The sequence below is a fragment of the Bacillota bacterium genome, from assembly GCA_013314855.1.
Classification (GTDB): Bacteria; Bacillota; Clostridia; order Acetivibrionales; family DUMC01; genus Ch48.
This window is the reverse complement of record JABUEW010000052.1, coordinates 21,753-28,324: the sequence shown is the minus strand read 5'-3', so window position 1 is coordinate 28,324 and position 6,572 is coordinate 21,753. Positions and strand designations below refer to the sequence as shown.

Annotated in this window: 7 protein-coding genes; all 7 read right to left on the bottom strand. The window is 33.0% G+C overall.

Annotation, left to right across the window (positions count from 1 at the left end):
* Nucleotides 1–244: 244 nt before the first annotated feature.
* Complete coding sequence (locus HPY74_10540; protein ID NSW91087.1) at nt 245–1,228, bottom strand: tyrosine recombinase XerC; 984 nt, start codon at nt 1,226–1,228, stop codon at nt 245–247.
* Nucleotides 1,229–1,332: 104 nt separating this feature from the next.
* The gene (locus HPY74_10535) at nt 1,333–2,268 is read right to left on the bottom strand and encodes a site-specific DNA-methyltransferase (GenBank protein NSW91086.1); all 936 of its coding nucleotides are present in this window, start codon (nt 2,266–2,268) and stop codon (nt 1,333–1,335) included.
* Nucleotides 2,269–2,377: 109 nt separating this feature from the next.
* The gene (locus HPY74_10530; GenBank protein ID NSW91085.1) at nt 2,378–3,121 is read right to left on the bottom strand and encodes a GntR family transcriptional regulator; all 744 of its coding nucleotides are present in this window, start codon (nt 3,119–3,121) and stop codon (nt 2,378–2,380) included.
* A 135-nt stretch (nt 3,122–3,256) separates the two neighbouring features.
* Nucleotides 3,257–4,696 (bottom strand): adenylosuccinate lyase, encoded by a 1,440-nt coding sequence (locus HPY74_10525; protein NSW91084.1) that lies wholly within the window; start codon nt 4,694–4,696, stop codon nt 3,257–3,259.
* Between the two features lie 131 nt (nt 4,697–4,827).
* Nucleotides 4,828–5,769 carry a dipeptidase gene (locus tag HPY74_10520; GenBank protein NSW91083.1) on the bottom strand — a complete coding sequence of 314 codons (942 nt, stop codon included), beginning with the start codon at nt 5,767–5,769 and terminating at the stop codon, nt 4,828–4,830.
* Between the two features lie 28 nt (nt 5,770–5,797).
* The gene (locus tag HPY74_10515) at nt 5,798–6,175 is read right to left on the bottom strand and encodes a YraN family protein (protein NSW91082.1); all 378 of its coding nucleotides are present in this window, start codon (nt 6,173–6,175) and stop codon (nt 5,798–5,800) included.
* A complete protein-coding gene (locus HPY74_10510) occupies nt 6,168–6,458 on the bottom strand; it encodes an EscU/YscU/HrcU family type III secretion system export apparatus switch protein (GenBank protein NSW91081.1) in 291 nt (96 codons plus the stop codon). Before HPY74_10510 ends, HPY74_10515 begins: the two co-directional genes overlap by 8 nt.
* Nucleotides 6,459–6,572 lie beyond the last annotated feature (114 nt).

Below are 6,572 nucleotides of genomic sequence, written 5' to 3'. Positions count from 1 at the left end.
ATTTTATCATTTCTATATCTTCAGGACTAAATGTCCTACCTGAAAATGTTCTATTAGTATTGTTCATGACTTGATTACCTACCTCCCCCAAGTCTACTATACAATACTAATCTTGTACGTGTCCAACTCGGTTTTGCGAAAATATTTTTTTGCTACTCTCTATAACTCTTGTTTTCTCTTTCTTTTAAATTCGTGCTTCATCTCTGACATTATTTTTTCTTTACATATGTTTTTGCTGCTAATTTCAAGAATCATCCTTATTATACTTATTATAATCAATTTGTACATTTGCGAGAGGATTACTGTCTATTGCATTCCTCAGTTGAGCATTATCAACATGGGTATATATTTCAGTGGTTGAAATGCTTTCGTGTCCTAGTATTTGTTGTAAAGCCCTTATATCAACCTTACCGTATTTATACATGAGTGTAGCTGCAGTATGCCTTAATTTATGGGTAGAATACCTTTCAGGGTCAAGGCCGGACAAAGCAATGTATTTCTTTACAATATGTTGGACCGTTTTATTACTTATTCTTTGCTTCCTTTCGCTTAGAAAAAGGGCGTTTTTATCTTTTACCCCGTTAACCGGCCTAACTTTAAGATAATCATTTATTGCTTTTATACACGCATTATTCAAATAAATTGTGCGTTCTTTATTTCCTTTACCAATAACAGTAAGGGTATCGTTCCTTATATTATTTATGTTAATATTTACCAATTCTGACAATCTTAAGCCACAATTTAAAAATAGTGTAATTATTGCATAGTCGCGTTCGCGATGTTTTCCATCGATAGTATACAAAAGTTTTTTACTTTCATCAATATTTAAATATTTAGGCAAACGCTTTAAAACTTTTGGCGATTCAAGCTCCGATGCGGGATTATAGTCCAATAATTTTGCTTTAGTTGTAAGATAATTAAAAAAAGATTTTATACTGGCAACTTTTCTTGCGCGGGAACTGGAGTTGTTATCACGCTCACGGCTTAAAAAAGACATAAACTCGTATAAATCGCTTAAGGTTATGGACTTTATTAAATCAATATCAATGTCAGCAATATCAATATCTTCAAAATCTATTCCAGGATCAACTAGTTTTTTGTATTGTTTCATAAATCTAAAAAAGAGTCGCAAATCATAAAAATATTCTTTTATTGTATTTTTTGATTTGCCTTTAATAGTTTCCATATAATTTAAAAAATCTCTTACAATCATAGGTGCATTATCCATTTTAAAAATTCCCCTTTACCCATCCCCGATTATACAAAATTTTTATTTTGTATAATCGTGTGAAAGTTTTTCTCTATTCCGATTGCTTTGCAGATTCTTTAAGATTATTTATATTTATAGCCAAATAAACTTAGTTGCTCTGAACAATAACCATTTATACGATTATTAGCAAGTTCAACATAATCCGGGTTAATATCATATCCGATATAGTTTCTTCCACTCTTTTTTGCAGCTAAGCACGTGGTTCCACTCCCGCAAAATGGGTCTAAGACTACTTCTCCTTTAAAAGTATAGAGTTGAATCAACCTATACGGTAATTCTTCGGGAAATGGTGCCGGATGTCCTATAGATTTTGCTGAAACAGCGGGAAAAGTCCAAACACTTTTAGTCCATTCTAAAAATTCTTCCTTTTGTATTGTACTTTCTTTATTTTCTTGTTTTCTTGAAAAAGATTCTTTTGAAAATACCAAAATGTATTCATGGATATCCCGAAGTACAGGGTTTGCAGCTGATAACCAACTGCCCCATGCAGTAGACGGACTTGCACTGGATGCCTTATTCCAGATAATCTCACCTCTCATGAAATACCCTATTTCAAGCATATCCTCAATAATGAACGAATGTAATGGTATATAGGGCTTCCTTCCTAAATTAGCAATGTTTATGCAGGCTCTTCCTCCAGTAACAAGCTTCTTGTATGTTTCTTTAAAAACGTTTCTAAGCAATAATCGGTATTCATCTAATGATAGATCATTATCATATTCTTTTTTTACATTATAAGGGGGTGAAGTTACCATAAGGTGCACACTATAATCTGGTATTTCATCCATATTTTCACTTGATTTACAGTATATTTTATTTAAATTCTGAGGTTCTATTGTATTTTCAGTATACTTATTATTATTCTTTGGTACTTTTAAGTCCTGATAAAGCTTACTATTATAAAATTCAGAAGAATCATGATTTATTCGTCCCGGTGTACCAAAACTACAGGTCTTAGTTCCATTTCTATTATAATTTTTATTATAGTTTGTACTCATTTCAACCTTAACCTCCTATTAATCTTAAAAATTCTTCTGCTTTTTCCTTATAACCAGCTTTTCTATTTGCAATCTCTATTGCAATAGTTTTTAGAAATTTATATTATTTTTATCTCAGGTTTTCAAAAATAAGCCTGCACTTATCTGCCCTGTATTTTGTTGTTACATATTCAACCAGCTGACCGCTTTTTGAAAAAATCATATTTTCAATTTTAATAAGGGGTTGTCCCGTTTGGATTTGCAGGTATCTGGTATCTTCTTGGTTACTATATATTACCTCCAGAGTGCTTTTAGTTTTTTCCGGAACCAGAGGATATTTCCCTTTTAAAATCTCATGGGATGCATGGCATGATAAAATACTGTTTATTATATTAGGAAACAGACTTAAGGGTATGTAAGAAATATTTATGGAATAAATATCGCTTCCATTTTTTGTCTGATATATAGCTTCTGCAAATTCAACTCTACTATATTGAGCAACAGGTATGTTAAATATGCTGCGTAATTTTTCAAGTTCCGAATCTTTTATTATCCTTGTATTAATAATAATCCTGTTTTCGGGAGACTGGCAGTCTAATATCGAGGGAGTAAACCCTGAATAGTCTTTTATATCTATTCTTTTTTTGGTTTTGGCTACAAAGGTCCCTTTCCCTCTTACTTTGTAAAGATAACCGTTGTTTGCTAGCTCTGTTATAGCTTGACGGACAGTAGGACGACTTATATTATACTCTTGGCATAATTCAAGCTCCGAAGGAATTTTTTCATCCTCTTGATACTCTCCATTCTCAATTTTCCTGATTATGATTGACTTTAACTGGCAATAAAGAGGCTCATTACTATATTTATTTATCAACAGAAGACTACCTCCCCACTGTTATCCTATGTTATCCTGTCCCCCGTTATAATGTAACAACAATTCCAATAAATATTTTACAACATAAAAAGAAGATGTTCAACTGTGCGTTTTATTACTTTTATATACTTGTTGTTATACTTTTATCTCTACATCTAAATTTTCTGTTTTTTCTGCTTCTAATGATGAAAGCAATGGATTTACATAATTTTGTATGAAATCCTCTACCTGCTTCGGCGCACATCCAATAAACTTTTTAGGGTCAAGAAGAGCTTCAATATCATTCCTGGCAATGCCAAAAGCTTCATCTTTTGAAATTCTCTCTAACAAATCATTGGGTTTGCCTTCTACCTTTACTTTTCTCGCAGCCTCCATAGAGTGGATGCGGATTTTTTCGTGTATCTCTTGCCTGTCCTTCCCTTTCTTAACAGCTTCCATTAGAATATTTTCTGTAGCCATAAAAGGCAATTCTTCCATTAGATGCTTTTCTATCACCTTTGAATAAACCACCAATCCCGATGCCACATTTATGTATAGATTCAATATGGCGTCTACAGCTAAAAAGCCTTCCGATATGCTAATTCTTCTGTTTGCGGAATCATCCAGTGTCCTTTCAAACCACTGGGTAGAAGCTGTAATTGCAGGATTCATTGCATTTACTATTACATACCTTGCCAGAGAGGATATCCTTTCACTTCTCATAGGATTTCTCTTATAAGCCATGGCAGATGAACCTATTTGCTTTTCTTCGAAGGGTTCTTCAATTTCTTTCATATATTGAAGAAGCCTTATATCATTACTAAATTTATATGCACTTTGGGCAATACCGCTTAAAAGGTTTAAAATTCTGCTGTCCTGTTTTCTTGTATAAGTCTGGCCTGAAACCGGATATACACTTCCAAAACCCATTTTTCTTGCTATAAGCATATCCAGCTTTTTAACCTTTTCATAGTCGCCATCAAATAATTCCATGAAAGATGCCTGGGTGCCTGTTGTGCCTTTAGATCCTAAAAATTTCATGTTCTTCAAAATATAATCCAAATCTTCCAAATCTATCAGCAAATCCTGAATCCACAAACAAGCCCTTTTTCCTACTGTTACAGGCTGAGCCGGTTGAAGGTGTGTAAACCCCAATGTCGGCATATCTTTATAGTCTATCGCAAAATCCGATAGCTTCTTTATTATAGTTATTATTTTAGTTTTTAGTATCTTCAAACCTTCTCTCATAATAATTATATCTGTATTATCACCAACATAACATGAAGTTGCGCCAAGATGAATAATTCCCCTGGCTTTTGGACATTGTTCCCCATAAGCATGTACATGAGCCATTACATCATGCCTGAATTCTCTCTCTTTTTCTTCTGCTATATCATAGTTTATATCATCCTTATATTTCTTTAACTCCTCAATTTGTTCATTAGTTATATCCAATCCCAATTCTTTTTCGGCTTCTGCAAGGGCAATCCATAGTGCTCTCCAGGTCCTGAATTTTGTATCGGGAGAAAAAAGTTCAATCATCTCCTTGCTTGAATATCTACTATTAAACGGACTTTCATATGTGTTCCTGCTCATAAACTACCTCCAAATAATGCTTTAACATCAACAAATAACACAACAATTATATAACTATATAACAAGTATATAACAAGAATACTGTACTATCAATAAAAAATAAATAAATAAATGTGCCTTAAACACACTAATCAATTTAGCATCACTTCTTTTATAACACGTAAAAAATTAGCTCCGGCAATTTTCTCTACGGTATCTACAGGATAATTCAATTTAAATAACTCTTCAATAATTCCCTCTATATATTCAACTCCATCAATTCCATCAAATACCGATTCCATTTGGTCAAAATCGGCTCCCATACCTATATGGTTATCTCCCGTCAGGCTTAATATATGCTCAATATGTCGTATTACATCACCAATAGATAAAGTTCCGGATTCATTTAAAAAATATGGATACAGGTTAATACCAATAACTCCCCCGTTCTTTTTCACGGCAAGTATCTGTTCATCCGTAAGATTTCTTCTGTGATTTAGTATTGTTTTCGCATTTGAATGAGATAATATAACAGGCTGTTGTGTTAATGTAATTACATCCCAGAAACCTTTTTCCGAAATATGTGAAATATCTATAAGCATACCGATCTTATTCATTTCTTTTACTACTTCCCTACCGAAGTTTGTTAATCCGCCTCCGGTAATACATTCAGCTACACCATCAGCTATCTCATTCCTATGATTCCATGTAAGGCATATGCTTCTAACCCCTAGCTTGTAGAACATTCTTAATGCTGCAAGACTACCTTGTAAAGCTTCTCCACCCTCTATCGAAAGAATAGCGGCCACCTTATTGAATTTTAAAGCGTTTGTAATATCATTGTAATTACAACATAACATAATGTCATCCTTATATAAACTGCATTGTTCATATAACTTATCTATAAGCTCTATTGCCCTCTTCATTGCATACGCGCCACAGTACTCCTGAGAAATAAAAGAAGCAAAAAACTGTACATATTCACCTCTTTTTTTCATTCGTTCAATATCTAAGTTCAATGAATTGGAATAAAGGTTTTCGCCTGTTTCCATAATTTTAACAAGAGTGTCACAATGGGCATCAACAATTACCATAACTCAATCCTCGCTCAATAGGTTTATTTTAATAAAAGGCATTCTTTATAAGGTTAATGTCTCTTACTTTAAATTCTTGCTTTTCATTGGTATTATCCACAAATACTTCTATAACGTCGAACCTTATATTTTTATTAAACAACCCTTTTCCTTTAATATAAATCTGTGCCAGCATTTTAATTTTAATTTGTTTACTTTTATTCACTGCTTCAGAGGGCGTACCGAAAACACTTCCGGTCCGTGTTTTCACTTCTATAAAACAAATATATTCGTTGTCCTTTGCAATGATGTCAATTTCACCAAATCTTGAAAATCTAAAATTCCTTTCTAATATAACATAATTGTTGCTTTTCAAATAATGTACAGCAAAATTTTCTCCTAAAAGTCCTAAATTCTTTTTATTCATCTTTTCTATAAATCCCATATCTTTCGCCATATTTCTTGTCCAAATCACTCACAAATACCAGTATTTCGGCTACTACCCTATACAGCTGGGGTGGTATTTCCTCGCCCAGATTCATTGCGTTTAGAGTTTCTGCAAGCTTTTCATCATAATATATAGGTACATTACTTTCTTTTGCTTTCTCAACTATTTTTTCTGCAATTAAGCCCTTCCCTTTGGCAACTATTTCAGGCGCAAGGTTATTATCAGGGTTATACCTTAAAGCAGCAGCTTGCTTAATTTTCATATGTTTATGTCTATTCTGTTTAATTTTTTCGGGTATTTCTATTTCCCCTTTATATCTTTTATATCTTCTTTTCATAGCTAAAACAATACAACTCCCAACCTATTTTATACTTTA